This is a genomic window from Variovorax sp. Soil_C_17, from assembly GCF_057657265.1.
Window position 1 is genome coordinate 142388 of record NZ_JBDGIT010000005.1, and the last position, 25909, is coordinate 168296.

Here is a 25909-nt window from a genome sequence, read left to right on the forward strand (position 1 = left end):
TCGACGATGACCGCTCTGATCGACACCCTGGGACATCCGGTGAGCGGTGCCACCGCCGCCGCGATCGACCACTACGATCAGGCCGCGCACGAGATGCGCTGCCTGATCGGCGACCCGCTCGCGACGATCGACCGTGTGCTCGCCGAGGCGCCGGGCATGTCGATCGCGCACACGCTGCGGGCCTGGTTGCATCTGCTCGGGACCGAGGCGCCGGCGATCGCGACCGCGCGAGAGGCGGCTGAGGCCGCGGCGCGCCACGCCGGAACCGACCGCGAGCGGATGCATGCGCGCTCCGCCGCGCTCATCGCCGCCGGCCGCTGGCGCGACGGCGCGCGCTTGCTGGAGGACCTGTCGGCGCAGCACCCGCGCGACCTGCTCGCGCTGCAGGCCGGCCACCAGGTGGATTTCTTCACCGGCGATTCGCGCATGCTGCGCGACCGCATCGCGCGCGTGCGGCCCCACTGGAACGATGCGATGCCGGGCCACCATGCGGTGCTCGGCATGCACGCCTTCGGGCTCGAAGAGACCGGCGACTACACGCAGGCCGAGCGCACAGGACACCGGGCGATCGAGTTGCAGCCGCGCGACACCTGGGCCTGGCATGCCGTGGCGCATGTGCACGAGATGCGCAATGCACCGGAGCACGGCATCGCCTGGCTCGAGCCGAATGCGGCGCATTGGTCGCGCGACAGCTTCTTCGCCGTGCACAACTGGTGGCACCTGGCGCTGTTCAAGCTCGAGCAGGATCGGCACGACGAGGTGCTCACGATGTACGACACGTCGATCGGCGGGCCAGGCTCGGGAGTCGTGCTCGACATGATCGACCAAAGCGCACTGCTGTGGCGCCTGGCGCTGCGCGGCGTGCATGTCGGCGACCGCTGGCGGCCGCTGGCCGAACGCTGGGCGCCGCATGCCATGGGGGGCAACTATGCCTTCAACGACCTGCACGCGATGATGGCCTTCGCGAGCGCCGGGCGCAGCGATCTCGCCGCGCAGCTGCGCGAGACCCAGCGCGCCGTGCTTGCCGGCGACGGCGACACCCGCGCCTTCGCCGCCGAGGTCGGCGAGGCAGCGACATGTGCCGTGCAGGCCTTCGTGGCGGGCGACCACGCGACGGTCGTCGCGCTGCTGCGGCCGATTCGCTCGATTGCGCATCGCTTCGGCGGCAGCCATGCCCAGCGCGACCTGCTCGACCTGACGCTGATCGAGTCGGCGCTGCGCAGCGGCGATCGGCCACTCGCCGCGGCGTTGTCGGCCGAGCGAGCCGCGATGCGACCGGCAAGCCCGCTCGCTCAGCGCTTCGTCGCGCGCGCCGCGGCGGCGGAACCGGAATGCGGCCGCACGCGATCCGTTGGCGGCAAGCGCTTGAAGGGCCGGATTGTTTCCACGACATGAACGCCGAGGTGCGAAAACGCACATCCGCGAGACCCCTTGCCGGCGCAAACTTCATCCCACAGCAACCCATTCAACCCGTTGAAAGGACTCCGACAATGAACACCGCTTCCAAGCTCCTCTCCGGCTTTGCGCTCGCGATCCTCGCTGCCGCAGGCGTTCAGGCAGAAACCTATCACGGCGTGGCCAAGGTCACATCGACCCAGAGCCGTGCCGCAGTCCGCGCTGAAGGCGTCGTGGCGGCACGCAGCGGCGACCCGTTCAGCGACGTGGCCGGGCAGGGCGTCACCCGTATCGCCGGCTCGATCGAGCGCGCTTCGGTTCGTTCGCAAGGCATTCTGGCTGCTCGCAGTGCGAACCCCTATGCCGAAGGCTACGGCCAAGGCGTGACGCGCATCGAATCGCCTGTCGACCGTGCCAGCGTGCGCGTCCAGGCCCGCGCAGCGGCGCGCGGCGATCGCCTCGCGATCTGAAGCGCGGTGCTCCAGAAAGAGCCGGGCTGAGCCCGGCTTTTTGTCGTGTGTTTCTGTGCGCCGGGCGAAGGCCTGCGTCCAAGCGATGCCGCCTCGGCATCCAATGCCCGGAGTTGGCCGGGTTCGTCTGGAAATGGACCCACAGCGCAGCGGGCGCACGCCCGGCCCAATCGCTTCGCCACGAAGGGGCACCGCGCACTTTGTGGGCGCCCAGGCTGCCGAGATCGAATGCAACAGCCTCGGCATGGCGTTGGTGAATCTGGCGGACGGCGGTTCAAGATGCAACAGGAGCGAACTAGCCCGCCATCTGCAAACCGATCACACCGCCGACGATCGCCGCGATGCATGCCAGGCGCGTCGCCGTGACCGGATCGCCGAGCAAGACGATGCCCCGCGAGCGCTGTGCCGGCCGCACCGATCCCGGTCCAGACCGCGTAGGCGGTTCCGATCGGGAGTTGCCGCAGCGCCGTTGAAAGCAGGACCAGGCTGCCGAGCAACGCGGCGCCCGTTGCCAGGGCTACCCAGGGCCGCTGGAGGCCGTTCGAATGCTTCAGGCCGATCGCGAAGACGATCTCGAGCAGGCCGGCGGCAGCCACCAAGACCCAGGACATTCCGAGGCTCATGACAGCGATTCCGTGCGTCGTGCTCAGGCATGGAGCAGCTTGCCGTTGAGCGCGATGCGCACCGTGCGCACGGTGAGCACCGCCAGCGCGACGCTCAGCACTCCCAGCAGCAGCGCAGCGATCATCCACAGCGGGCCGGTGGCGCGGTCATCCGCGTACTTCAGGGCCGCATTGACCAGCGCCGCCATCGGGAAGCCGATGGCCCACCATGCAGGGGAGAACTTGACGCTGCGCCGGAACACCTTTGGCGCGATCACGACGAACATGAAGAGCGCAAAGTAAAAAAGCAAGGCCGCAAAACGGTCGACGCCGCCCGCGATGTTCGTATACGCCAGGAAACCGACGGCAAAGGGGGCCACCAGGATCATCAGCGAGGGCGTCATGCCCTGCGCCAGCGGTTCGTGGTGCACCAGCCGCCCGATGATCAGCACGAAGAGAACCAGGGCGAGCACCGCGCCGACCGCGCCCGCGAGCAGGTTGATCTCGGCCGCCCAGGCCATGGGCATCTGCGCACCGGTCACGACGATGTCCAGGGTGGCGACGCCCGGTATCAACCAGGCCGGCACCGCATGCGTGGCGTCTACCCGCCCCTTCAACAGGCGTGAGACCACCACGAAGCTGAGCAAGAAGGTCGCGAGCACGCCAACCGTCCACACTGCGCGCCCCGCCATCGCGCTGTACGGTGCCACCACAGCCGACAGCAGCAGGATCGAGATGGCGATCGTCCCGAAGAAGTTGCCGGCCACGGGATGCCGGAACTCTGCGCTCACGGCGTCGGGATGCCGGGCGAACTTGACCAGATAGCCGAGTGCAATCAGCACGAAGACGCCCAGCGCAAACGCGCCGATGGCTTCGCCGACGAGGGCTGGCGCGCCCAGGGCGCCGTGCGCCAGGCGCCACGCCAGCGCCAGTCCGGACAGGCCCATCACCGAGCCGAAGAGGTTGACGGGCAGATTGCGCACGGAGACTTCGTCGGGCGGCGAGAAGACCGGAAAGGTGGTGTTTAAGGGCACAAATTGCATGAATGATTCCTTGGCCGAATGTGTAGATATGGCGATTTTCAGCCATACTCTTTGCGCCGTTCACCCCGTGGTGCGGCGTTTTCTGCCAATGAATGAGCCCTCACAGCCATGCGTGTCGCCATCCTTGCCTTTCCCCGTGTCCAATTGCTCGACGTGGTCGGTCCCGCGGACGTATTTGCCGAGGCTTCGCGCCAGCTGGGCCAACCGCGCGCGTACCAGACCCAGTTGATCGGCACGGTGCCAGGAGTGCTCAAGAGCAGCAGCGGCCTGCGGCTCGCGGTGGATGCCACGGTCGCCGAACAGCGCGGGCCGATCGACACCTTGCTCGTGGCCGGCAGCCCCGACGTGGAGGACGTCGCGAAGGACACGCAACTGCACCAATGGCTCCGACGCCAGTCACGCACGGTCCGCAGGCTCGGTTCCGTCTGCAGCGGCGCCTTCGTCCTCGCGGCCGCGGGCCTGCTGGACGGCAAACGCGTGGTCACCCACTGGAACTCCGTCGAACGCCTGGCAGCGCAGTATCCGAAGGCCCAGGTCGAGCCGGATGCCATCTACGTCAAGGACGGCAAGCTCTTCACGTCCGCGGGCGTGACGGCCGGCATGGACCTGGCGCTCGCGATGGTGGAAGAGGACCACGGACGCGAGCTCGCCCTGCGCGTGGCGCGGGAGCTGGTGATGTTCCTGAAGCGGCCTGGCGGACAGAGCCAGTTCAGTGCGCATCTGGCGGCACAGACCTCCGAACGCTCGAGCGTCCGGCTGGTGCAGGACCATGTGCTCTCGCATCTGAAAGACGACCTCTCCATCCCCGCGCTGGCATCCCGTGCCGGCATGAGCGAGCGCAACTTCGCGCGGATCTTCAGAAGCGAGACCGGCACGACGCCAGCCGAGTTCGTCGAGAATGCCCGCATCGACGCCGCCCGCCGCCTGGCCGAAGAATCCGACCTGCCCCTGAAGCGCTTGGCCGATGAGGTCGGTTACGCGAACGTCGACGCTTTCCGACGTGCCTTCGGCCGGCGACTCGGTGTGAGCCCGGGAGAATATCGCCGGCGCTTCGCAACGTAAGGGCGGAGCCGCTCTACATGCGTAGAGCAAGCGCGCTGCACTAGTACAGCTTCTCGCCACGCGCCAGCTTGCGCGCGACCTCAGCGGTCTGCAGGTCGGCCCGCTCCGTCGGCGAGTGGGCGGCGAGGTAGCGCGCGGCGGCGTAAAGAATCCGTCGTCCTTCAGGCGTGGGGCCCCAGTCGCGGAACTGCGCAATGCTGGCCTCGAGCATCTGGTAGCTGTGGAAGCCCGCATCCTCCCGCAGCACCGCCCGTACCAGCGTAGCAAGGAGCGCTTCGGCATCGTGGCCGAGGGTGAGGTGGCGGGCCAGGTAACGCGCAGCCATCTCTACCCCGCCGTGCCGGTCGAGCGCGTCGAGGAATCCGCGCTCGAGCGCGTCGTTGTCGGTGGGCAGATCGTCGAGCCGGTCCTCGCCTTCGCCAGGCAAGCGCGCGGGTGGCACGTTGAGAAAACGCAGCAGATAGACGTGCATTGCACCGTGCAACACCGCGCGAAGGCTTTCAGCGGCCGGTGGGCCACCGCCGCGCGCAAGGCGCGCCAGCATGCGCTGGGTCGCATGCGCGTAAGTGAAAGCGTGATGTGCCGCTTCCCAGTCCGAGTGCTCGTTCGAGGTTCCAAAGCGGGCAAGCCGCAACGCCGCAGCGTAGGCGAGGGCGCGGCCGAGGTCGGGTGGCGCGGCACCTTCGGCGATCGCGTCGATCATCGCCTGCCCAATGGCGCCGGGAGTGTCTCCGAGGAATGCCTCGGCAAGTGCAATGGTGCCCGCCCACCGGTGGGCGCTGCGTGCGCCGATCGCAATCGCCGACGGGAACTCGGCCGCCACATCGGCTGCAAGCGAAACGAGATCGACCGGATGGCGCCAGGCGGTCGACTCCTCCGCGCCTCGGGCGCTCGCGAGATGCTCGACCACCGTGGGCAGTACAGCGGCTGCGTGCGCCCAGCCGATCAGATCCAGGAGCTCGAAGGCCTTGTTGATGAAGTCCAGTGTGTGGCCGCCGTCGGCAAACACGCGGTCGGTGGCGGCGGCGAGCAGCATCTCGGCGAGGGCGGCGGGAGCCAGCCGAGCCGAGATGCCCGCGAGAACGGTTCGCTCGATCGCATCGCGGTGACGCACTGCAGTCCAATGGCGCAGCCACCGCGCCAGCGTCTGGGCCGGCGGCGGCGGCTCCAGCGGCTGGCCTGGGCGCCTTGCGGGCCGCCCCGCACAATCCTCGGCGACTTTCGCGATGCCCTTGTAGAGCGCGAGATAGCTCGATTCTTCCGACAGCTCGGGCAAGAGATTGCCGAGCGCAGTGAGCACCGTGAGCCCCGCTCCCCAATCCGCACGTCCGCGCGCTCCGAAGAGCGCCGCTTCGCGGATCAGGTCGAGCGGCGGCACGCCTTGCGCGCGCAAGCCGAGGATCGCCTTGGCGATCACCAGGCCGAGATCGTGCGCCATTCCGTCACGCAGCCGATTGCGCCAGTGCGCCTGCCCGTCGGCATGGCGCAAACAGGTCGACACCCATACGTCGCCGTCACGCACCTCGACCGCGGCGGTCGGCAGGTCGTCCGCCCACAAGTCGAAGCCGCCTCCGCTCGCGACATCGAAGCGCGCATGATGCCAATGACAGGTGAGGATGCCGTCTTCGAGCGTCCCACGCTGGAGCGGAAAGCCCAGATGCGGGCAGCGGTTGTCCACGGCGTAGCACCGCGAACCGTCCGCGATCACGAGGAGCGGCGTATGAGCGCCGCTCACGATGGTCATACGCCGCGCGGCGAGCTCCTCGAGTGTGCCGACGCGGACGAACCGGTCACCCTCTTTGGTCTCGGCTTCATTCATCGCTCGTACCTCCGGCGGTCCAGCCGTCCGAGTCGTCAGCTTGCCTCATGCCAGTTGAAGAGGCAATTCCGATTTGCCGTCGAGCTTTCCCTGCCGCCCGGATTTCAGAGCAAGGGGTACGGCTGGTCGTCCGGCGCACTCAGTGCCAGGTCGCGATAGAAGTTCCAATCCCGTTCTCCGCCGTACGTGCCCGAATCCCGTTCGGCGAGATGGCGCACGATGTCGAAGTGGTTGAGCCTGCAGGCGAGGGGCTCCATGTCCAGCTGCGCCGTGCCGCGGATGTGCGACATGACGGTCCGGGCCATCAGCATGAAGGCCCACGGCGCGGAGCCGATGCCATCCAGCCCCACGCCTGGGAAATACAGGTCGGGCGCATCCAGGCTGCGGAAGATGCACGCGCAGCGCGAGGCCAGTTCGCCGACGGTGCGGATGCTCGCGATGCGCGGCTCTTCGAAGTACGAGAGGTCGGTCTGGTAGCCCGTGCCCCACAGGAGAACATCCACCGCCAAACGCGTGCCATCCGACAGCATCACGTCGCGCCCCTCGATGGTCTCGACGGTGCCCGAATGCCGCTCCAGCTCGCCGAAGCTGGCCAGCATGCGAGCGCGGCCCGGAATGAGTTGGTCTTGCCGCACATCCAGCGCTTGTCGGGGCCGGATCGACTGGATGCCGAACTTTTCGTAGCGGGCCAGCAGGTCGGCGCCGATCATCGCGTTCTGCTGCGCGACGGTCATGCCGTTGACCTGCATCTTCGCGTAGGGCCGCACGCTGCCGGCGATGGTCTTCGGCTTGCCGGTCGGGGTGAACCAGCGCAAGCCCCGGTACGCCCAGACGATCCGGCGCGCCTTGTACTCGAGGCACAGGTCCAGCAAGTCGAAGGCCGAGGCGCCCCCGCCGACCACCAGCACCTCGCGCCCGGTCAGTTCGGCCGGATTGCGCAGGGCGCTGGAATGCAGTTCCCGCACCGCGCTTTCGTGCCGACGCACATCTGGAATCGCAGGCGTGTTGTGGCCCCCGGTGGCCGCCACCAGATGACGGGCGAGCACCGGGCCCTGGAGCGTTTCGAGTTCCCAGCATGCGCCGGTATGACGCGCGCGAGACACCGGGGTGCCGAGGCGGATGCGCTCAGCCAGGCCGAAGCGCTCGACCCAGGCCTCGATGTTGGCGAGGATGTGGGGCTGCTTCGGGCCGCCCAGCGGCAGATCGCCAAGGGCCCAGTCTGCCGGGCTGATCTGGATGTCCTGCCACTGCGGAAGCTGGCGCCACAGGCCACCGACGCCGCCCTGTTTTTCGAGTAGCAGCGCATCCAGGCCGGATCGTCGCGCGTAGTGCAGGTGAATGACGCCGGCAACACCTGCGCCAATGATGGCGAGGTCGAGCAAGGGGGGCGGTTGCATGGGTGCTCCTTCGCATTGGCAAGGCCCGGGGCAAGGCGACGGACCCCCGCGCCCCTTCGCCAGGGCCGCGGTGAATTGGGGTGCTTTTCCTACCTCTTGCCACCGTTCGACAGGTCAGATTTGCGTGTTTTGGGCAACTCTCCAAACTCGAGAAAGGCCACACATGTTGTCAACGTTCAGCCTTGATTCATCCATGCTTGCGACCCTGGGCGGCGCCTTTTATCCCGACGGGTATTCCATGGTGATGTTCCCGGATGAGGCCAGCGCCATCGACGTCGCCAAGGCCCTGAGCCTGCAGAAGCCGGAGGTCCAGATCTTTCACCTGCCGCCCGCCTCGATCCTCTCCCAAATCACGCCCACCGTGGCCGATTCGGACAACCCGCTGCCATCGGCAGGCTCCGAGGGTGCCACGGTGCGGGCCTATACCAAGCTGGCCCGGGAAGGCCACCATGGGCTGTTGGTCGAGACGCCGGACGGGGAATCGGCCGAATGGCTCATGAGCGCCGTACGCAAGGTGCCGTATTCCATGGCGCAGCGCTATCGCAAGCTCGTGATCGAAGACCTCTGACCCGCCGTGCGCGCCTGCTTCACGATGGCTCAGGCCTGGGGCCGGATGTTCTGGTTCTGGCTGAACAGGTTTGCCGGGTCGTACCTTGCCTTCAGCGCGGCCAGCCGGGCATAGTTGGCGCCATAAGCGCCGGCCGCCACGCGCTGCATCTCGTCGTCCGACATGAAGTTCACGTAGACGCCGCCGGTGGCGTGTGGCGTCAGCGCATCGAACAGTGCACGCGCCCATTCGATGCACTTGCGATCGTCGCCCCCGTCGCGCCAGCGCGTATGCACGTTGACAACAAACTCGGCGTCGCGGTGCGGGTAGGCCGTGTCTGCGGCCTTCACCCGATTGATCTGGCCGCCGAGCTGGCCGATGAAGGTCTCGCACTCGTCGCCCGGCAGCTGGGTGGTGGCGTCGCACACGATACGCTCGACATCGGCGTTCAGCGTGTTGAAATCGTGCGACTTCCAGTAGTTGCGCGCGCCCGGCTGCAGCAGCGGGTCGAAGGCGGTCTGCCAGCCGGCGAAGGGCATCGGCCCGACGTGCTCGCCCGCGGGCGTGCCCCAACTGCGCAGCGACCTGGCGAGCGCCTCGCCCTGGCCGAGCTCGCCGATCCAGCAGAAGGCAATCACGACCACCTCCTTGCCATGCATGTCCGGCGGCAGGAACGGCAGCGGGGGCGCCTTGCGCAGCACCATCCAGGCCGTCATCTCGTCGCTCGCCTCGGCGGTGAACTTGCGGTAGCCGTCGAACACCTGCTTCGCCTGGGCGAGCGGATAGACGATCAACCCGGCCAACACTTCGGGGCCGAGGGGGTGCAGCCGATACTCGAACGAGGTGACCACGCCGAAGTTGCCGCCGCCGCCGCGCACCGCCCAGAACAGGTCGGCGTTCTGCGTTGCGCTCGCCTGCACGAACTCGCCGGAAGCGAGCACCACATCGACGCCCGTCAGGTTGTCGATGGTCAGCCCGTGCTTGCGGCTTTGCCAGCCGAAGCCGCCGCCGAGCGTGAGCCCGGCCATGCCGGTGGTCGAGTTGATGCCGGTGGGGGTGGTCAACCCGAAGGCCTGCGTCTCGCGATCGAAGTCGGACAGCAGCGCGCCGGGTTCCACGCGCGCGACGCGGGCCATCGGGTCCACACGCACCGATTTCATCGCCGACAGATCGATCATCAGGCCGCCATCGCAGGCCGCCTTGCCGGCGATGTTGTGGCCACCGCCCTTGACCGCCAGCAGGAGCTGGTGCTCGCGCGCAAAGTTCACGGCCCGGATGACGTCGGCTGCGCCGGCGGCGCGCACGATCGCGGCCGGCCGGCGGTCGATCATGCCGTTCCATAACGTGCGCGATACGTCGTAGCCGGCATCGGCGGGCAGCAGCAAGGCGCCGCGCAGCGCCGCGCGCAGCGTTGCGATGGGCTCGTCGGCGACGCCGATCGTGCCTCCTTGGGAGGTGCGAAAGTCAGGCATGGAACGGTTCTCCTCGAGGTCCGGCCGGGAGAGGGTGCGTCCATCGCACAGCGTCCGGCCGCGCTGGCGAAGCGGCAGGAGCGCCGCCGATCGGACGTATCCAGGTCTGCGCCGGGCGGGCGGATGGCGGCCCACCGACGGCGTGAAGCGAAGTCTGCGAGGGATTGGTATTCACCGAATGTCGCGGCGCCGCGCCTTTGTATCGGACAGGTATCCGCCGGTGGGGGTCTCGGCCGGCGGCCGACATGCTGCGGCGCCTCCTCCACCATGCGGCGGCGGGGCTTCGCAGACGCCGATGATTCTGATCCGGCGCTATTTTTTTGTCAGCAGCAATTGCCCCATTCTCTGCAGCCTTCCCTTGAGACCGCCGGCGATCACGCCGAGCACACCGGGCAGCTCGATTTCCATCGTGACTGCGGCGTCGAGCACTTCGATGACACCGGAGACCGTCTGACCCATCGCCGCGACGCTGAAGATGAGTCGGTCGCCGTCCCAGCGCTCGCTGGAGGCCCCGCTGCTGCCCGGCAACAGGTTGATGATTTTTGCAAAACCGGTTTCGATGCGACGGCGCGCCTCGGCGCGGCCGAGCTGATGTGGAATGCTGATGACGATGGGCGCCGCCATGCACATAGGGTGCCGCGAATCCGCGCAGCGGGCAAGGGTCTGCGGAGGGGAGAAACGGCTTCCGAGCGGCGCGTGCGCTGAACCATTCGGCGGGCAGCAATGGGCCCCTGGACCGGTCCTTCACCAACGTGGGCTTCCTGCATCGTGTTTCTCGAGCAGCTCGCGCAGCTGTGGGAGCGGGCGCTGTGATTGTCTCTGCCCGTTCACCCATTCGCTAGCCCCGAATCAAGTCAGCCGCCTTCTCGGCAATCATGATGGTCGGAGCGTTGGTGTTGCCGGATGTGATCTGCGGCATCACCGAGGCGTCTGCGATCCGAAGCCCGAGCAGCCCGTGCACCCGCAAGTCGGCATCGACCACCGCATCGGAGCCGGGGCCCATCCGGCAGGTGCCGACCGGGTGAAAGACGCCAGCGCCGGTGTTGCGCGCGTGGCGCTCCAGTTCCGCATCGGTCTGTGCGCCGAGGCCGGGTATCGACTCGCCATTCAGCTGCCCTGCCAGCGGCTCCGCCGCCGCGATGCGCCGCGCCTCGCGCAGTCCCTCGATCAGCAGGGCGAGGTCTGCGGACTCCGTCATGTAGGCTGGGTCGATGATCGGCGCGTCCAGCGGGTCGGCTGACCGCAACGCGACACTGCCCCGGCTGAGGGGGCGACAAGCGAGGACGTTGATGCTCATCAATGGCGTTGCCCCCTGTGCCGCCGCCACGAGCGGCGCCTGCGGCAGGACATGGAATTGGATGTCCGCCGCATACTCGTCGCTCGAAGCGACGCTCTTCATGAACAGGCCGGCCTCCGCGAGGTTGCTGTTGGCGTGGGCTGGCACTGGGGCCTTCAGTGCCAGAACAAGGCCGGCCGTCGGGTGGTCGCACAGGTGTTGGCCGACCGAGGGCAACGCATGCTTCACGCCGATGCCATGCGAGCGCAAAACTTGGGGCGCGCCGATACCGGACAACATCAGCAGCTTGGGCGAATCGATGGCGCCGGCGCATACCAGCACTTCGCGCGCTGCGGCGATGCGTCGCACCTGCGCTCCATCGAAGATGTCCACCCCGACCGCCCTGTCGTGGTCGAGCACGATGCGCAGGGCCCGCGCCTTCGTGATCACGTTCAGATTGCGCCGCGCCATCGCCGGCCGCAGATAGGCATCCGCGGTGTTGCAGCGAACACCGTCGCGGATCGACAGGTGGTACAGGCCGGCACCGTCGCGCCGCTCGCCGTTGAAGTCCTGGTTGCGGTGGTGTCCGCAAGCCACTGCAGCGTCGACGAATGCGCACGCAATGGGGTTCGGAACCTCCGGCGGCATCACTGCGAGAGGCCCGCGCGCCCCATGCCATGCGGACCCGCCGAGGACATGGTCCTCCGATCGGATGAAGTAGGGCAACACGTCGCGCCAGCCCCAGCCTGGGTTGCCGAGATTGCGCCAGTGGTCGAAGTCGTGCGGGTCGCCCCGTATGACGATCATGGCGTTGATCGCGCTCGATCCACCCAGACCCTTGCCGCGTTGGCAGAGAATGCTGCGCAGCGCGTAGCCGGGCTGCACTGCGGTCGAGTAGGCCCAGTTCACCTCGCTGTCCCAGAGCAGCGGCCACTTGTTCGGCTGGCGTACCACGGTCGAATTGGCATCGCCACCGGCCTCGATCAGCATCACCCGGCAGCTCGAGTCTTCCGACAGCCGGGCGGCCAGCACGCAGCCGGCAGAGCCCGCACCGACAATCACGATGTCCGACTCGCTGGCCATTGCGTTCTCCCGCGGCGGAGACGCGCGCGACCGTCGTCCGCGTTGCGCTCCGGCACGGTGCATTTGACTCCCGCAAATACCTGAACGCAAACGACGATGAACGGCTGCCGAGGCCCTGTCGCCGCCGAAGCCGGCTCTGAGCAGCTCCTCGTAGATCACCGAGCAGTTCGCCGCTTCGCCCATGTCGAGCAGGCGCTCGGTCGCGGCGCGTTCGCAGCGCAGGGAGGCCCGAACAGGGTGAGCTGCGGGCCCCCAGGGGCAAGCCATCGGCTGCCCGCACCGCCTACGCGGCACCGTGGCTTGACATGGCTTTCGAGGCGAGCGCACGATGTGGCCTCCTTCGACAAGGCAGGAGGAAGGTATGTCACAGCTTCCTTGGCTTGGGCGCGGATCGACATTCCTGGGCGCGGCAGTGCTCGGTTTGATGCTCGCCGGCGTGCCCGACGCGGCGCGCGCGCAGTGGCGATCAGCGGGCTGAGTTCCAACCCCGACAGCGGCAACCCGAACGACCCACTTGCAGTCACCGCGTGCAATGGCGCGCCGCAGCTCGGCGTCGTCTATCGCAACAGCGAGACCGAACCCCACCTGGCGGTCAACCCGCACAATCCGAGCAACATGATCGCCGGCTGGCACCAGGACCGCTGGAGCACGGGCGGTGCGCAAAGCCTGGGCGCCGCGTACACATTCAACGGCGGGGCGACCTGGCAACAGGTGACCATCCCGTTCACGCGCTGCTCCGGAGCGGCGCGCGGCTCGGCCGGCGATTACGAGCGCGGCAGCGATCCGTGGATCAGCTTCAGCCCGAACGGCACCGCGCACTTCATGGCACTGGTCGACGATACGTCGGTCAACGAGAACGCAATGATCGTCGCCCGTTCGACCAACGGCGGCATGACGTGGTCTCCCCCGATCGTCATCGCGCGCAATGCGGGCCGGGACCCGGTGTTGCGCTCGCTGTTCCACGACAAGAACACGCTCACCGCCGATCCCTTCGATTCCCAGCTCGTGTACGCGAGCTGGACGCTGTTCAGAACCGGGATCAGCTCGCTCGTTTTCGCACGCTCGGTCGACGGCGGGCAGACGTGGTCGCCGGCGATCCCGATCGCCACGATGGGCAATGCAGCGCCTGCGGAGCAGGCCGTGTTCCGCCAGGGCGCGCAGATCGTCGTGCTGCCGGACCGCACGCTCGTGAATGCGTTCTACCGCCTCCTTTTCGACGAGACCACGGCTCGGCTCACGTACGAGCAGGCGATTCTCCGCTCGACGGATCAGGGCCGGCATTGGACACGGGTCGACACGCGGGTCGCCTCATTCGCAAGCGTCACGGCGGTGGACCCCGAACTGGGCATTCCGGTGCGCGACGCGCAGGAGCTGCCGACGATTGCCGTCAACCGGGCAACCGGCCAGCTCTACATGACCTGGCAGGACGGCAACGCCAACAGCGGCGGCCGCGCCGGCATCGTCGTGGCGCGCTCGAACGACGGCGGCACCACCTGGTCGACGCCGGTGCGCGTCAACCAGGGGACGGCGGCCGACGTGCAGGCGTTCCTGCCGGTCGTTGCGGTCGATGCGCAAGGGCGGGTCGGCGTGCTCTTCTACGACTGGCGCAACGACGTGCTCGGCGACCCGGGCTTGAGTACCGACGTGTGGTTGTCGCTGTTCGACGCCGACCTGAACTACCTCGGCGAGCGCCGGCTCACGCCGCAATCGTTCGACATGCGGCAGATGGTCATCACCGGTCCGCGAGGCTTCTTCCCCGGCGACTACGTTGGGCTTTCGACCGTGGGCACCGATTTCGTCGCCGCCTTCACCGTCGCCAACAACCTGGGCCTGCCGGTGGTCTTCCCGCAGAACAACGACGGCGTGTTCGTCGACAGCCACGACCGCCAGAGCATCGTCTTCGTCCGGCAGCCCTGACGAGGGCCGCTTGCGAACGGTCCGGGCTGTCCTTTCGATCGGGGCGCAGCGGCAGCAGACCCGCATCGTGAATCGGGCGAATGGACCCTGCGCGCTCTTCGATCAAGTGGCATCTCGGATGCCGTCTCGAATCTCAGCGCCGATTGGCCAGCAGGCAACCGGCTGCGAGCCCGATGGCGAATGCGCCATACATGGCAGCCATGGCAGGCCTCGACAGCCGGTGCTCGAAGCCGGGTCTGAGCCGTTCCGGCGTGACGGTGTAGTCGACCACGCAGGAGACCGCGGCCGCTGCCGTGGCGCCCGCCAGTGCAGCAGGAACTGACTGCGCCTTCGGACGGTTGCCGTACAACCACGCATACAGAATTGCCCAGAAGGTGGCAGCAAGATGGTGCGTCACGTAACCCACAGCGGTGTGACGAAGGCTCGCGCGATCCGCAACGAGGGACTCTCGACCCCATAGCCAGTGACTGGTCGCATTGGTCGGCGCAAAAACACTGCCGGTCTGGCGTCGACCTGCCAGCATCAAGACCGCCGTGGACAGCACACTCGCGCCGGCTCCGGCCATGAGACCGGTACGCAGCGCTGGCCGCCATCGCGAATCCTCGAATCGCCGGGAAGCGGGCTGCGAATCTGCCGGGCGGCCGCTCGCGCGGGGCGCGGACCTGCTCACGCTGACGGACACCGGATCACTGGCGGGAAAGGATTCCTCGACGCCATGATCCAGCGCCGATTCGGTCGGCTGCTGTTCCAAGTAGTCTTCCACGCGGGAGCGTGTGTCATGGTTGTCGGCCGTAGGAAACCGGAACGGCTCGGGAGGACTTTGTGCCATGCTCGGACTCCTTTTCAGAGTTGCCAAGGTTGCGCGCACATGCGGCCCGGATGTGTGAGGCGTAACGACCTTCTGCGTAAGGTTTTTTCGATGATTGCTCGGGGCTGCCGGGGCTGCGCCTTTTCAAGGGCCGGAGGCGAATCAAGAGTCGCCCACGACCGGACGCTGTTCGCAGCTTTTATCCCCCGTCGATCTCCACCTCTGCCTCGCAATTCACCGGCGCATTGAGCGGAATCATCATCCCTATGGAAGAACGGGCGTGCGCGCCGACATCCGGTCCGTAGAGCTCGAGAATGAGGTCCGAGTAGCCGTTGGTCACGCGCGGCGTCTCGTTGAAATCCGGGGCGACGTTGACCATCGCGAACACTCTCAGCCAGGCGGTCACGCGATCGAGGTCGCCCAGCTCGCGCTTCAGGCTGGCCAGGTGGGCCAGCGCGACGAGCCTGGCCGCTTGATAGCCCGCTTCGGGCGAGACCTCGGCGCCCACCTTGCCGAGCGGCTTCGCGATGCTGCCGTCCAATTCGAGGGGGATGTGCCCGGAGATGAAGGCCCGCCGCCCCCGCACCCGGACCCATGCGAAAGGCAAGCGGATGTTCGGCGGTGCCTGCAAGGGCTGCGGAAGCGCCAGACCCATCTGCGCGAGACGTGCTTCAATTTTTGCCATGAACGATCTCCTTCGTTTCGTTAAGGGACGAGGCCATCGAGATCAGGTCGCATCATGACGCTTTCCTGCGCGGTCGGCTCGTTTCGCGATCCGATGAACACCGCGGGCTGCGAGCCGCTGCGGTTGACCGCCACATGCGGCACGCCGGCCGGAATGAACAGGTAGTCTCCGGGCTGCGCCACCGCTCGCTCCTGCAAGCGATCGCCCGTCCACAGCTCCACCTCCTCACCGCTCATCATGTAGAAGGCGGATTCATGCCGTGCGTGGACATGCGCCTTCGTCCGCTCTCCAGCGGGGAGCGTCACCCGTCCCAGGAAGAGCGCCGCGGATCCCACTGTTTCGGCGCAGATCCCGGGTGCGTAGACCGTCCCCTGAGCGCTCGTGTAGGGCTGCGAACCACGAACGACGTGTCGTGAGCCCGTGCCTGTTGTCGTCGTGTTCATGTCAGCTCTCCAGAGATCAGAGATGGCCTGCTTGGATGCCTTGCCACCATGCATCAAATGGCCTTGACAGTCACTGAACCCCGTCCGAAAAATTGCGAAATACTCCAAACGGCCACCAGGCCATCGTTCGATGGGAACGCGATTCGCTTTCGGCCCCCTGCTCCTCGATGCCAGGCTGGGCACCCTGTCGCATGACGGTCGCGTCCTCCCCGTCGGCCAGCGCGGTCTGCTGATCCTGCAGACGCTGCTCGAGGCGCGCGGCGAGGTGGTGGCCAAGTCGACCCTGATGGCTGCGGCCTGGCCGGGTCTGGTGGTCGAAGACAGCAACCTCTCGGTTCAGATCGCGGCGCTTCGGAAGTTGTTAGGCACGACCTCTGAAGGCGCGCAATGGATCCTTACCGTGCCGCGCGCGGGCTATCGCCTCGTGGAAGCGATTGCAGTGGACGACGCCGCGCCGCCTGTGCCGGCGGACGCAGCCGGTGCGGATGGCGGCACGCGACCGTCCATCGCGGTGCTGCCTTTCGTCAATCTCAGCGACGACGCGGCGCAAGAGTACTTCGCCGACGGCGTCACCGAGGACGTCATTGCCGCGCTCACGCGATTCCGGTGGTTCTCGGTCACGGGCCGCAACACCAGCTTCGTCTACAAGGCCAAGGGCGTCGAGCCGAAGGCAGCCGCGCGCGAACTCGGCGTGCGCTACCTGCTGGCCGGCGCCGTGCGCAGATCCGGCGACAGGATCCGCATCTCGGCAGAACTCGTGGACGCCTGCGACAACCGCTGCATCTGGGCTGGGCACCACGATTTCGCCCTCCTGGAAATGTTCGAAGTGCAGGACACGATCGCGCAGCAGGTCGCAGGCTCGATCGAGCCCGAGCTGCTCAGGAGCGAGGCCGGCCTGGCCGCCCGAAGGCAGCGCTCAGGCAGCGTGACGGGCTGGGATCTCGTCGCGCGGGGCTCATGGTTCTTTCATCAACTGACCGGGCCGACGCACCTGAAAGCGCGCGCGTTGTTCCGCCAAGCCCGCCAGCTCGATGCCGGATTGCCGGAAGCGAAAATGTGGCTCGGCCGCGTCGATGCCGGCCTGGTCGCGTATGGCTGGAGCGAGGATGCGGATGCAGACCTCGCCGAAGGCTTGGAGGCTGCCTTGCAGGCGGTGCAGATGGACGAGAAGAGTCCGTATGCGCACTATGCACTGGCGATCGTCAGCGTGTACATGGATGCCTTTGCGCTGGCGATCCGGGCCGCGGAGAAGGCGGTGGAGCTCAGCCCCGGCTTCGCGCTCGGCCATCTCGTGCTCGGCATGGCGCGTCTTTTTTCGGGCGATGCCGGCAAGGCAGTCGAGTCGCTGGAGTGCGGGCTCCATCTAAACCGATACGACCCGCAGAACTTCATCTGGTACCACGTCCTGTCCCTGGCCTACCTGTTCAGCGGCGATGCAAGCGAGGCGCTGCAACGCGCAGCAGCCGCGCTGAAAGTGCGGCCGACATGGCGTTCCGCCATGGAAACAGCCGCCGCCTGCTGCGCAGCTTTGGGCCGCACCGATGCGGCGCGCCAATGGATCGACCAGATGACCAAGCTGCCGAGGCCCTCCGGGGACGCCCTGCAGCCCTTGTGGCGATCCCAACCCCGCTGGGCCTGCCAGATGCAGTTGCTGTTGGATACAGCGACCGGCTAGGTGCATCGCCGCAGTCTTGCGATGAACCCGATGCGAACGGCGCGGGGCAAGCGCGCTTCCTGATGGATGGCATCGAACACTGGACAAATCATTTGAAACTAATACCATTGCATTACATGCAAAATTCACACGTGCTCACCGCGGAAAACGACGGGCTTCCGTCGGCAGCGCCGCGCGCGGGACGCTGAACGCAATGGCAAGTCGCCCAAACGAAGCCATCGAGACTGATGCACGTGAGGCGTGGCTTGCCGCGGCTCGGGCCCGAAACGCGATACAGAATCGAATCGTTCTGGCCTTCAGGAAGCAGATCCAGGGGACAGGGCGGGGGCCTGCCGAGTCCGATCTGATGCTGTTCGCGAAGGCTGCGGCTGCGGAGCGAAGATTGCGTTGCCGCCTCGCTCATCCCACCTCCCCGGGCGGGGGTGGCTGGGACCAGAAAGGCACCCAGCTGCCGAGGGCCCTCGGCGAGACGACGAGTTGAGCGCAGCCTGTTCCATGAAGCCAAGAGAACGTGACACAAAGAAGTCGTCAGCAATACCTGAAGACACAAGCGTTCCCGGCTCCCAGGAGGTCGTAGTCCTTTCGCGCGCAGCCTGTGAAGTCCTGGCCGAGCGTACCGGCGTGCTCGCGCCGGGGACGCCGCTGTCGGACGAACTCATGGCATTTGCCGAGGCGGTCGCCAGGATGGCCGTGCATGGCGGCCATGGTGAAGGTGGCACGGGGTAGGGGACCTGCAGATGTCAAGCGTGCCGGCCGTGAGGTGCCGCATCGCCTTGCCGGATGCGTGCCGGATGAGGCAACAGCCAGAAAAATTCTGGCCATGAAGGCACGCACTTCGTCAAGCCTTGGCCCCGTACCGGTGAGCAATCGCTCGAGACAGCACAGCTAGTTCGTTCAGGTTATTGACGCCGGCGGCTCAGTGCCTAGTATGCAACGGCAGAGGCGTTCGAGCCGACCCGAACATCCCATGGACTTTCGGTGCCGCTCTCAAGCTGTTGCCATCGCGGTTCAACATCTTCCCTGGCGCCTTGCGATTGGAACGTTGGCTAGGAGGTGGACCGTGCATGCAGACCGACGCGTTTCGATCCTTGCCGCCATGTTGCAGCTCGTCTTCGCGGCATCGGTGGCATCTGCTCAGACGGGCACCGGCACACTCGCTGCGTTGCCGATCGATCAACTCAAGCGGATCTACCTGGCGTGTGATCTGGCGGCATCGCGCCAGGTGCTCGACATGACCTCGGCAGCCTATTGCTCGTCCGTGGGCGAGACATTGCAGCAGCGCGCCTTCGACGGCAGCTTCGATCGCCTGCTGACATGGTGGCGCACAGAGAAACTGTACGCCGTGTCCGCTTCCCAGGCCTCTGCGCAACCCAAGACATGCGAAGGTTGTTGAGTTCGGACCGACTAGGCCGTTCAGAATATTGTCTTGGCTGAAGCTCTCCATAAGATGATGAATGCGTCGAAAGCTGCGATCGACGCTGCCAGGGCACTGGCTCTGGCGAAGTCTGCATGCAGCCCCAACAATCGCCGTCTTGCGAGATTGCCAAGCGGCAACAAGGGGCCGTTCACGCCTTGATCCTCAAGGCGTCGACCTCTACGAAGCCATCGCCGGGTTCGACAGGCTGCAGGAGGCCTTCAGCCCGGCAGACTGACTGCGCGTCGTGGCGCAGTACCGCGCGCAATGTGTCGTGCTTTGGCAATCGGGTGTGCGCTCTGGGCGGATGACGTCCTGCCCAGTCGCGTCGCTGCCGCTTCATCCAAACTTTCCGGCATCGCCATTGCCGAGGAGGTCGTCATGCACCTACTCAGGGTCATTCATGCATTGCAGCTCGTGTGCGTTGGAGTCGCCGTTTCTGCCTGCTACCAGCACAGCAGGCAGTCGCTCGAGACTTCGAGAGCCGTTGAAAAGATTCAGGCCGTGGACGCGCAGCCAGCCGAAGAGCGCCTCGACGCCTTCTTTGGCGATCGGTTCTCGGAGGTGCAGAAGGCACTCGCTTCCAGGCCCCCGGAGCCGGATGTCCCCAGCTTCTGAGGGCAAGGCCCGAAGCGACCTGACAGATGCGACTACTCGGCCGCCATCGTCCTGAGCAGCTGGATCAGCCGCAGAGCGGCAGGAGACCGATAGGAATCCTTTCGATAGATCACGCCGAAGGCACGACGCCACTTCAGGTGCTCAACCGGAAGTTCCTTGACCCGCAAACGCGGTCCGGCAAGTTCCAGAGATCGTCGGGCGTTGAAGCTGAGCAGACGCGTCGATGCACAGATCTGAAGGCGCAGGCGCAGCGGCCGCGCTTCGATTGCTACCCGCGGCGGCGGCAGGCCGCTTGCCTGCAACGTGCGATGAAGGAATTGCACGTTGAGCACGGAAGGAACCGAGAGCGTCCACAGTTCGTCGGCGAGGTCGGCCATCGCCAGGCGTCTGCGCTTGGCCAGAGGGTGGTCGGCGGCTGAGCAGACGACAAACACATCTTCGAAAAGACGCTCCTGTACACACCCGGCATACGGCGAATCGGGGAGCACATTGAAGATCAGGTCGAGGTCCCCGTTGGCCAGCGCTGGCACCATCACGTCGTTGTCGGCGACGGTGATCTGCACGCTCAGGGCGGGGGCTTGCTGCAAGAGAGGAGCACAGCAGTGCGGCAGGTCCTCGACCGTGGTGGCGCCCACGCCGAGGCGCAGGTGGCCTGCGCGGCCTTCTGTGAGGTCTTCCGCTTCGCGCCGGATGTCCATCAAGGTGACGCGGAGCCGATGGACCTGCGCCAGCAGTGCCGCCCCGACCGAAGTCAACGCCACACCTGTGGGCGTCCTCTCGACCAGCTTCGCATGCATCGACTCCTCCAGCCGGCGCAAGCTCTTGCTCAGCGCGCCGGGGCTCAACCCCAGTGCTTCAGCGGCGCGCCGAACGCTGCGGTGTTCCGCAATGACGGCAAAGTATTCGATGTCCCTCAGCTCCACGTGTTTCCTGAGATTCAACGATCGATCAAAACCAGATAGTTGCAGGAACCCCTACCCAGGGTCAAGATGCAAACCAGGTTCTCGTCAGAAGGGGGAAGCACCATGCGATACATCGTTCAGGCGTTCGCCCTCGCGCTTTGTTTGTCGTGTGACGCGGCGGGCCTCGCGTTCGCACAAGCCTATCCGGCCAAGCCGGTGCGGATGATCGTGCCCTTCCCGCCGGGGGGCGCTGCCGACTTGATCGGCCGCGTCCTTGCACAAAGGCTGTCAGATCATGTGGGGCAGCCGGTGATTGTCGAAAACCGTGCCGGCGCCAGCGGCAACATCGGCGCCGAGGCCGTAGCCAAAGCGCAAGGCGACGGCTACACGATCTTGATGGGCGCCCTCACGTCGCACTCGATCAACCACACCTTGGAGCGAAAGGTTCTGCGGTACGACTTGGAACGGGACCTGAGCCCCGTGATGATCGTGGCCACGGTGCCTTACGTGTTGGTGGTGCATCCGTCTGTCCCGGCCCGGTCGATGCAGGAGTTCATTGCCCATGCACGGGCGAAGCCGGGCCACTTGACCTACGGATCCTCGGGTGCCGGCGCGCCGCAGCGGCTGGCGGCCGAGATGTTCAAGTCGAGAGCCGGCATCGACATGCTCCACGTACCGTACAAGGGCAGCGGCCAGGTCATCAACGACCTCGTCGGCGGCCAGGTGCTTGCGGCCTTCGAGTCCGTGCCGGCGGCCCTGCCGCACATCCGCGGGGGAAGACTGCGTGCCCTCGCCGTCACGACGACCCGGCGCATCCCCATGCTCCCCGATGTCCCGACCGTCGAAGAGACCGAATCGTTCACCTTCGAAGCGAGCTCGACCTTCGGCATCCTGGTGCCGGCCGGAACACCCGCCGCCGTCATCGAGCGTCTGCACTCGGCGCTCGCCGACACCGTGCAGCTTCCCGACGTGAAGGAAAGGCTGCTTCAGCAAGGCGCGTTCGCCGAGTCGACGACAGCTGAAGAGGCGGCCCGGCGAATCCGGTCGGAGATCGCGATGTGGGCCAAAGTGATCAACGAAGCCCACATCAAGGCCGACTGAAGCCGTCCGCACCGGCTTGGAGGAGCGTCGATGGCTGCCACCGAAGTCTTTGCGCGCCACGCTGCGCGCTTTCGCCATCAACCGCTCCGCCAGGACGTGCTGCACCACGCCAAGCGCGCCGTCATTGATTGGCATGCATCGGTGTTCACGGGGCTCGATGCGCCGGCCGTGCAGGCACTCGAAGGCGTGCTCGCCGACGACCTGGGCCATGGTGCAGCCCGCCTCGCTTGTGGACGTGCTGCCACGGCACGTGCGGCAGCGTTGATTCACGGCACCGCTGCGCATGCGACGGAGGTGGACGACAGCTTCCGCGATGCCATGCTTCACCCTGGCGCCGCGACCATCGCCGCTGCGCTCGCGGCCGCGCATGTCGCAGGTGCCGATGGCTTCGGCTTCCTGCGCGCGGTGGTGTTGGGCTATGAGGTCTCCATACGCATTGGCCTCACGATGGGCCGAGCGCACTACAAGTACTGGCACAACACCGGCACGATGGGCAGTTTCGGCGCTGCGGCCGCTGCCGGTGCCTTGCTGGGCTTGGACGAGCCGGCCTTTGCCCATGCGCTTGCCATCGCAGGCACCTTCACCGCGGGTCTTCAGCAGGCGTTCCGCCTCGAAGCCATGGCCAAGCCACTGCACGCGGGTCGTGCTGCCGAAGCCGGGCTGCTGGCGGCGCAGCTCGCGGCCGGGGGACTGCGCTGCTCGCTCGACGTGCTGGACGGTGAAGCCGGCTTGGGTCGTGCGATGAGCGCCGGTCCGGACTGGTCGCAGGTCGGCGCGACGCTGGGGCAGGACTTCCACATCATGCGACTCACGTTCAAGAACCACATCGGCTGCGGCCACACCTTTGCGGCGATCGACGGCGTGTTGGAGCTTCAGCGCCGGCATGGCTTCACGCACGCCGATGTCGAACGGCTGCAGGTCGCAACGTACAAGCCGGCGCTAGAGATTGCCTGTCGTGCGCGGCCGCGCAGCGCCGCCGAGGCACGCTTCAGCTTGCACTATGTCGTTGCGACCGCGCTCGTGCACGGCAGCGTGCGCCTGGCCGCCTATGAGCCGGCCAGGCTCGAAGATCCAGCCACCCGGGCATTGATGTCGCGGATCGCCGTGGTGGTGGACCCCGAGATCGACGCCGGCTTCCCGGACCGCCGCGCCGCGCGCGTAGAGGTTGTCTTGCGCGACGGCCGCCGCTTCACCCAGTTCCAGCCTCACCGCAAGGGCGACCCGGAACTGCCGCTGTCCGACGCAGAACTCAGCGACAAACTGTTGGAACTGACGGCACCGGTGATCGGGAATGGCGCGGCGCGTGCGCTGCTCGACAGGCTGTGGATTCTGGACACCTGCGATGAGCCGCCGTGAGCCGCCTGGCGGACGTCTTGCCGTTCGGAAGTACTTGGCGCAGCAGTCAAGACCCAACTGGTCGAGGCACGAGCCCTCTCAATCGGTGTTCTTCCTACAAGCTCTCGCAGCTGTGACCCACGGCCTGCGGCGCACCAGGTCAGCGACATTTGGCGCCCCACCATTCAAAGGATTCCAGATGAAACTCCAGCGACGGTCCATTGCGCCTGCTCTACTTGCCCTTGTCCTTGGCGCCGGCATCGCGCCTTCGATCTACGCAGCCGGTGGGGGAGGAGGTGGCGGCGGCGCAGGTGGCGGGGGCGGTGGCTCTGGTGGTGGGGCCGGTGGCGGAGGCGCCGGCGCATCTGGCGGCGGCGCTGGATCCGCCTCGTCCTCTGGAAGCGGCCCCGGCAACTCATCGAGCTCCAATGCGAGCGCCACCGGAACAGCCAACGCGGCGACGCCCGCCACGCCGGCAACCCCGGCGACTCCTGCGACAGCGACTTCCCCAGCAGTGCCCGCCACGCCTGCGACCCCGGCCACCCCCTCAGCCGCATCGACGAAGAAATAGTGCTGTGGTTCCTGGTGGGCTTTCGATTCAGTACGTCGCGCGGGGCCTGCAACATTGGTGCCCAGCTCGTCGCCAAGGCCCGTGCGGAAGGCTACACCTGGGGCTTCAGCGAATGGCTACCAACATGCGCATGCACGGCAACTTCGCTATCCGTGCGGCGACTCACGGCCGGAAGCCCGGCACAAGTGATTGGCTCCGCTGCAGAGCAACTCGCTCGCTGTGCTGATCATCCGCGTGATGACGTCGGCCGCGTTGGGGATGTCGTGGATGAGTGCCGCCGCTTCGCCTGCAATCACCGCCGCGGTCCCGAAGTCACCAGCTGCGCGTGCCGCAGCGTACCGTGGACCTTCAATGTCGATCGAGCGCATCAAGTCCAGCTCTCGGCCGGACCAGCGCTTCAGATGCTCGTTGAGCAGACATCGACCCGTGAACGGCGTGGGCCACACATTCCTGCGGGAGATGTCGAACACAACGCTTCGCATGCTGTCGTCTCCAGTGGCTCCGACGATGCGCTGCTTGGCTGCCTGGAACCCAGCGGCTTCGACCGTCGCATAGAAGCGCGTGCCCAGCGCGACGCCTGCAGCGCCGAGCATCAGGCATGCCGCCAGTCCGCGTCCGTCGGCAATGCCACCCGCTGCCACCACCGGCACGTGCGGGCCAGCAAGGTCTGCGACGGCCGGCACGAGCGTCAACGTGCCTCGACTGACACCGTGACCGCCAGCCTCCGCGCCCTGCGCAACGAGGATGTCGGCCCCCGCATCGAGGCAAGCTTTCGCCATCGCCTCCGTCTGCACTTGGCACACCAGCTTCGCACCCGCCGCCTTGATCTGCGGCGCGAACGGCGCCGGGTCACCGAAAGAGAGCCAGATCGCGCCCGCGCCTTGTTCGAGCGCGATATCCAGCAGAGCCGGGTTGCGCGCGAGGCTCCAGGTGATGAAGCCGACACCAAAGGGAAGTTTCCGCTCGCGGGCGGCGCCGGCGAGGTCGGCGAGTTCCCGACTCAGCCATGCTTCGTCGCCATAGCCCCCACCCAGGAAGCCGAAGCCGCCGGCGTCCGCGACTGCCAGCGTCAGGCGTGCGTCTGCGACGATGTCCATCGGCGCCAACAAGATCGGATGCTCGACTCGGAGCATCGCATTGAGCGTGGTTTGCATTGCCATGGTGACCTCTGCCGAGGGTGATGACGAGGGCATCACTTTCGGCTTTCGCTGGCATCTAGAAAAGCGAATATTTAAGATGTCTGCGTTCAGGAATTCAGATGGGGGCAGCATGGACGCGACCGCTCTCGCAACTTTTCTCGCCCTGGCCCGGCAGGGCTCCGTCACCGGCGCTGCACTCGAGCTCCACACCGTTCAGTCGAACGTCACGGTGCGCATGAAACAGCTCGAAGCAGACTTCGATGTCCCGCTGTTCGTGCGACACAGCCGTGGCGTGACGCTCACGCCGGCCGGAGCGCGGCTGCTGGTGTACGCCGAGCGCCTCCAGGCGCTTGCGGCCGAAGCCCGTGCGGTGGTCTCCGATGTCGGCGTGGTCCAGGGTAACCTGCGCATCGGCTCCATGGAGACCACTGCCGCTGTCCGGTTGCCCAAGTTGCTGGCCGACTTCTACCAGGCCTATCCCGAAGTGCAGATCGAGGTCCGCACCGGTCCGACCACCGAATTGCTGGAGCATGTCCTGGCCCATCGCCTGGATGGTGCCTTGGTCGCGGGGCCGATCGATCACCCGGATCTCGTGACCCGGTCTGCCTTTCGCGAAGAGCTCGTGTTGGTGACTGCGCGGGGCACGACCACCATAAGAGAACGGCTCGCACAGGGTGGATTGACGGTCATCACGTTCCGGCAGGGCTGTTCCTATCGCCGACGCCTGGACGCAGAGTTCATCACGCGCGGATGGCTGCCTTATCGGCGGCTGGAAATGGGCACCGTGGAAGGCATTCTGGGATGTGTCGGCGGCAACGTCGGTGTAACTGTGCTGCCGCGTAGCGTCGTCGAGGCCAGTCAGAGCCGTTGTGCGCTGCGCATGGAGGCGTTTGTGCCGGAACCGCTCTTCGTCGAAACCCTGTTCGTGAGGCGGAGTGGTACCCCGGCGGGCACGACGGTGTCCGCCTTCGAAAAGCGACTGTGTGCATCCGACGCTCTCGCACATCAGGCTTGATCTTTGAGGACCGAGACGGGGTCGCGCTGGTCGTCGGAATTTGGGCTGTGATCTTGGCCACGGCCGAGATCTCCGCACGCGAGAACGACCGCGAGCCCGAACTCGCAAAATCACTTGGCA

The 25909-nt window shown here is 66.6% G+C and carries 22 protein-coding genes; 10 read left to right on the plus strand and 12 right to left on the minus strand.

The annotated features are described in order from the left end of the window. Positions 1–6: 6 nt before the first annotated feature. Entirely contained in the window at positions 7–1395 is a 1389-nt protein-coding gene (locus AC3A6Y_RS23500; RefSeq protein WP_487870656.1) for a tetratricopeptide repeat protein, read from the plus strand. A 95-nt stretch (positions 1396–1490) separates the two neighbouring features. After that, the gene (locus tag AC3A6Y_RS23505; protein ID WP_487870657.1) at positions 1491–1865 is read left to right on the plus strand and encodes a helicase SNF2; all 375 of its coding nucleotides are present in this window, start codon (positions 1491–1493) and stop codon (positions 1863–1865) included. On the opposite strand, the gene AC3A6Y_RS23510 is transcribed toward AC3A6Y_RS23505, so the two are convergent. Together AC3A6Y_RS23510 and AC3A6Y_RS23515 are read right to left on the minus strand one after the other, a co-directional pair. Further along, complete coding sequence (locus AC3A6Y_RS23510) at positions 1766–2488, minus strand: DMT family transporter (protein WP_487870658.1); 723 nt, start codon at positions 2486–2488, stop codon at positions 1766–1768. The genes AC3A6Y_RS23505 and AC3A6Y_RS23510 overlap by 100 nt on opposite strands. A 23-nt stretch (positions 2489–2511) precedes the next feature. Continuing rightward, a complete protein-coding gene (locus AC3A6Y_RS23515; RefSeq protein ID WP_487870659.1) occupies positions 2512–3510 on the minus strand; it encodes an SLAC1 anion channel family protein in 999 nt (332 codons plus the stop codon). 108 nt (positions 3511–3618) lie between these two features. Here AC3A6Y_RS23515 and AC3A6Y_RS23520 point away from each other — a divergent pair, with 108 nt between their 5' ends. Then, on the plus strand, positions 3619–4572 hold the full coding sequence (locus AC3A6Y_RS23520; RefSeq protein ID WP_487870660.1) for a GlxA family transcriptional regulator: 954 nt from the start codon (positions 3619–3621) through the stop codon (positions 4570–4572). Positions 4573–4612: 40 nt separating this feature from the next. Here AC3A6Y_RS23520 and AC3A6Y_RS23525 read toward each other — a convergent pair whose 3' ends face one another. Both AC3A6Y_RS23525 and AC3A6Y_RS23530 read right to left on the minus strand, forming a co-directional pair. Then, on the minus strand, positions 4613–6391 hold the full coding sequence (locus AC3A6Y_RS23525; protein WP_487870661.1) for a Rieske (2Fe-2S) protein: 1779 nt from the start codon (positions 6389–6391) through the stop codon (positions 4613–4615). 104 nt (positions 6392–6495) lie between these two features. Beyond that, positions 6496–7788 carry a flavin-containing monooxygenase gene (locus AC3A6Y_RS23530; RefSeq protein ID WP_487870662.1) on the minus strand — a complete coding sequence of 431 codons (1293 nt, stop codon included), beginning with the start codon at positions 7786–7788 and terminating at the stop codon, positions 6496–6498. Between the two features lie 193 nt (positions 7789–7981). Between AC3A6Y_RS23530 and AC3A6Y_RS23535 the strand changes: the two genes are divergently transcribed. After that, the gene (locus AC3A6Y_RS23535; protein WP_487870663.1) at positions 7982–8356 is read left to right on the plus strand and encodes a hypothetical protein; all 375 of its coding nucleotides are present in this window, start codon (positions 7982–7984) and stop codon (positions 8354–8356) included. A 29-nt stretch (positions 8357–8385) separates the two neighbouring features. On the opposite strand, the gene AC3A6Y_RS23540 is transcribed toward AC3A6Y_RS23535, so the two are convergent. From AC3A6Y_RS23540 to AC3A6Y_RS23550, 3 genes are all read right to left on the minus strand, one after another. Beyond that, entirely contained in the window at positions 8386–9807 is a 1422-nt protein-coding gene (locus AC3A6Y_RS23540; protein ID WP_487870664.1) for an FAD-binding oxidoreductase, read from the minus strand. A gap of 312 nt (positions 9808–10119) precedes the next feature. Next, positions 10120–10431: a polyhydroxyalkanoic acid system family protein gene (locus AC3A6Y_RS23545; protein ID WP_487870665.1), complete on the minus strand. Its 312-nt coding sequence runs from the start codon at positions 10429–10431 to the stop codon at positions 10120–10122. A gap of 214 nt (positions 10432–10645) precedes the next feature. Then, on the minus strand, positions 10646–12166 hold the full coding sequence (locus AC3A6Y_RS23550) for a GMC family oxidoreductase (protein WP_487870666.1): 1521 nt from the start codon (positions 12164–12166) through the stop codon (positions 10646–10648). A 330-nt stretch (positions 12167–12496) separates the two neighbouring features. Here AC3A6Y_RS23550 and AC3A6Y_RS23555 point away from each other — a divergent pair, with 330 nt between their 5' ends. Next, entirely contained in the window at positions 12497–14083 is a 1587-nt protein-coding gene (locus AC3A6Y_RS23555) for a sialidase family protein (RefSeq protein ID WP_487870667.1), read from the plus strand. Between the two features lie 133 nt (positions 14084–14216). Here the strand turns inward: AC3A6Y_RS23555 and AC3A6Y_RS23560 are convergent, their stop codons facing one another. From AC3A6Y_RS23560 to AC3A6Y_RS23570, 3 genes are all read right to left on the minus strand, one after another. Continuing rightward, entirely contained in the window at positions 14217–14912 is a 696-nt protein-coding gene (locus AC3A6Y_RS23560) for a hypothetical protein (RefSeq protein WP_487870668.1), read from the minus strand. A gap of 178 nt (positions 14913–15090) precedes the next feature. Then, positions 15091–15576, minus strand: coding sequence for a RidA family protein (locus AC3A6Y_RS23565; RefSeq protein ID WP_487870669.1), 486 nt, complete (start codon positions 15574–15576; stop codon positions 15091–15093). 20 nt (positions 15577–15596) lie between these two features. Next, the gene (locus AC3A6Y_RS23570; RefSeq protein ID WP_487870670.1) at positions 15597–16019 is read right to left on the minus strand and encodes a cupin domain-containing protein; all 423 of its coding nucleotides are present in this window, start codon (positions 16017–16019) and stop codon (positions 15597–15599) included. A 130-nt stretch (positions 16020–16149) separates the two neighbouring features. Between AC3A6Y_RS23570 and AC3A6Y_RS23575 the strand changes: the two genes are divergently transcribed. Together AC3A6Y_RS23575 and AC3A6Y_RS23580 are read left to right on the plus strand one after the other, a co-directional pair. Then, positions 16150–17694, plus strand: coding sequence for a winged helix-turn-helix domain-containing tetratricopeptide repeat protein (locus AC3A6Y_RS23575; RefSeq protein ID WP_487870671.1), 1545 nt, complete (start codon positions 16150–16152; stop codon positions 17692–17694). A 1096-nt stretch (positions 17695–18790) separates the two neighbouring features. Continuing rightward, positions 18791–19087 (plus strand): hypothetical protein, encoded by a 297-nt coding sequence (locus tag AC3A6Y_RS23580; RefSeq protein WP_487870672.1) that lies wholly within the window; start codon positions 18791–18793, stop codon positions 19085–19087. Positions 19088–19758: 671 nt separating this feature from the next. Here the strand turns inward: AC3A6Y_RS23580 and AC3A6Y_RS23585 are convergent. Next, on the minus strand, positions 19759–20649 hold the full coding sequence (locus tag AC3A6Y_RS23585; RefSeq protein WP_487870673.1) for a LysR family transcriptional regulator: 891 nt from the start codon (positions 20647–20649) through the stop codon (positions 19759–19761). A 102-nt stretch (positions 20650–20751) separates the two neighbouring features. Between AC3A6Y_RS23585 and AC3A6Y_RS23590 the strand changes: the two genes are divergently transcribed. Both AC3A6Y_RS23590 and AC3A6Y_RS23595 read left to right on the plus strand, forming a co-directional pair. Then, positions 20752–21729 carry a Bug family tripartite tricarboxylate transporter substrate binding protein gene (locus AC3A6Y_RS23590; protein ID WP_487870674.1) on the plus strand — a complete coding sequence of 326 codons (978 nt, stop codon included), beginning with the start codon at positions 20752–20754 and terminating at the stop codon, positions 21727–21729. A 30-nt stretch (positions 21730–21759) separates the two neighbouring features. Then, positions 21760–23085: an MmgE/PrpD family protein gene (locus tag AC3A6Y_RS23595; protein WP_487870675.1), complete on the plus strand. Its 1326-nt coding sequence runs from the start codon at positions 21760–21762 to the stop codon at positions 23083–23085. A gap of 696 nt (positions 23086–23781) precedes the next feature. Here AC3A6Y_RS23595 and AC3A6Y_RS23600 read toward each other — a convergent pair. Beyond that, entirely contained in the window at positions 23782–24789 is a 1008-nt protein-coding gene (locus AC3A6Y_RS23600; protein ID WP_487870676.1) for an NAD(P)H-dependent flavin oxidoreductase, read from the minus strand. A 115-nt stretch (positions 24790–24904) separates the two neighbouring features. Between AC3A6Y_RS23600 and AC3A6Y_RS23605 the strand changes: the two genes are divergently transcribed. After that, on the plus strand, positions 24905–25789 hold the full coding sequence (locus AC3A6Y_RS23605) for a LysR substrate-binding domain-containing protein (RefSeq protein ID WP_487870677.1): 885 nt from the start codon (positions 24905–24907) through the stop codon (positions 25787–25789). Positions 25790–25909: the final 120 nt, after the last annotated feature.